We start from the raw sequence: 2,350 nt of genomic DNA on the forward strand, positions 1-2,350 counted from the left end.
GCCCTGCAGCTGCAGCAGGACGCGGGGCCGCTGCCCTCGAGCGCCATCGCCTCGGCCTACGACGCGCTCGGCCGGCTCAGCTCGCGCACCGTCCAGGGCGCCGGCGCCGAGACCTTCCAGTACGACGCGATCGGCCGCCTCTCGGTCCACGCCAACGATCTCGGCACCTTCACCCTGGGCTATCTCGGCCAGACCGACCAGATCGCCAGCCGCCAGCGCGCCAGCGCCACCCTCGCCACCACCTGGAGCTACCTCGGCAACACCGGCGACCGCCGGCTCGCCGGCATCGCCAACACCGGCCTCACCGCCGGCCAGTTCTCCAACTTCACCTACACCACCACTCCCGAGAACTTCATCTCCGGCATCGCCGAGTCGAGCGACGCCTCGGCCGTCTATCCCGCTTCGGGCAGCCAGACGGCGACCTACAACACTCTCAACCAGCTCACCAGCCTCTCCGGCCAGGCGCTGACCTTCGACGCCAACGGCAACCTCACCGCCGACGGCCAGCGCACCTATGCCTGGGACGCCGAGAACCGGCTGGTCGGCATCGGCTATCCCGGCGTCAGCGGCAAGGCGACCGCCTTCACCTACGACGGGCTGAGCCGCCGGGCCACCATCAGCAGCACACCGCCGGGTGGCGGCAGCGCCACCGTCACGTCGTACCTGTGGTGCGGCGACGCCATCTGCCAGGCGCGCAACGCCGGCAACACCACCATCCGCAGCTACTACGACGAAGGCGAGTACCTCCCAGGCACACCAGCGCAAACGCTATACTACGGCATCGACCAGATCGGCTCGGTGCGCCGCGTGTTCGCCAGCACCTCCAGCGCAACGGCCTACGGCTACGATCCCTATGGTGCTCCGCTACAGGCGACAGCGCCAACGACAGATTTCGTCTACGCCGGCATGTTCTTCAATGCCGACAGCGGGCTGTATCTCACCAACTATCGCGCGTTCGATCCCTTTGCTGGAAGGTGGTTGTCGCGCGATCCGCTCGGCGAGCCAACAGACCCTTACGCGAACCTCTACGCCTACGTCGGCGGAAACCCAATTGCTCGCAAAGACCCGAGCGGTCTGTTGTCAACGCCGGGTCCAAGTCTTCCCAGTCCCCTCAGTCCGCCGTGTTCTGACGATTCGAGTGACGATTGGGCCTTCTACAACCCACTCGATCCGTTCAATGATCCCGCACTGTTCGGCCATGGTCTGCCATGTTGGGTTGCTGGACCAGGGGGATGCGGCGGCGGCGTTGGCGGTGGCGGCGTAAGTGGTGGCGGTGGTAGTCGAGGTGGAGGCGGTGGCGCAAAGGGCCCGCCTGGCTCTCCCAAGAACTTCGTGAATCCAACGAATCCACCAAGACAACCTCCATCGCCCTCTGAACTGCCGCCTGGGCACACCGTTCGGATAGGACCGCCAACAAAGGAATACCCCAACGGATACTGGAGACAGTACAATGAAAAGGGCTACGCAGTTGACCCGTCCACGGGAAAGCAACCAGGGAATGTGACACAACCGGAGTTCAGAGGACGAACGCACGTTCCTATACCGCCGATATAGAACAGAGCGAACATGCATCGACTTCCGAAAAACATTGACTTGAGCTTCTTTGTGAACAAGGAGCTTTTCAGCGTGAGCATTAGTGCCCACGAGCTAATCCTGAATTTCGACGACGCTATATCGATCAATGTCAGCTCTCGGATCGGTTGGCTATCTGTAAATGGAAACCACGATACGTACGAAGACTTCTCCAAGGCCGCACCGGTGGTGCTTACGCTGCTGCATGATATTGTCATCTCGGCGAAAGGCGACACGGACGGCACTCTCGCTCTTACCTTCCGATCAGGCGTTAAGCTGGAGTTTTACGATACCGAGGACCGCTACGAGTCGTATGTGATCAAGAACGGCGATCAGTTCATCGCCGTCTGAGATGGCTGACCTCGAAGCAGTATCCCGACACCAGCACCGTCGCCTACACCTACGAGACCACGACCAGCCGGCTGAAGTCGGTGACCGACGCACTGTCGCAGGTGAAGGCCTACGCCTGGGCCAAGGACGACCGGCTGACAGCCATCGCCTACACCGGCGCCGTCAATCCCACCCCCAACGTCGGCTTCACCTGGGATCCGTACTTCCCGCGGCTGACCGCGATGACCGACGGCACCGGCACACGGCAGTACGCCTACGTCCCGGTCGGCGCGCCGGGCGCCCTGCAGCTGCAGCAGGACGCGGGGCCGCTGCCCTCGAGCGCCATCGCCTCGGCCTACGACGCGCTCGGCCGGCTCAGCTCGCGCACCGTCCAGGGCGCCGGCGCCGAGACCTTCCAGTACGACGCGATCGGCCGCCTCTCGGTCCA

The 2,350-nt window shown here is 63.8% G+C and carries 3 protein-coding genes; all 3 read left to right on the forward strand.

The features are described 5' to 3' along the window. The coding region (locus J0J01_RS00010; RefSeq protein ID WP_296378029.1) for an RHS repeat-associated core domain-containing protein at window positions 1-1,554 on the forward strand (1,554 nt) is incomplete at its 5' end. A gap of 39 nt (window positions 1,555-1,593) precedes the next feature. Then, window positions 1,594-1,923, forward strand: a complete 330-nt coding sequence (locus tag J0J01_RS00015) for a DUF6188 family protein (protein ID WP_296378031.1) — start codon at window positions 1,594-1,596, stop codon at window positions 1,921-1,923. 80 nt (window positions 1,924-2,003) lie between these two features. Next, window positions 2,004-2,350, forward strand: a 347-nt coding sequence (locus J0J01_RS00020; RefSeq protein ID WP_296378032.1) for a hypothetical protein, incomplete at its 3' end; no start/stop codon positions are given.

Source organism: Reyranella sp. (assembly GCF_017305915.1).
In the GTDB taxonomy this organism is placed as follows: Bacteria; Pseudomonadota; Alphaproteobacteria; order Reyranellales; family Reyranellaceae; genus Reyranella.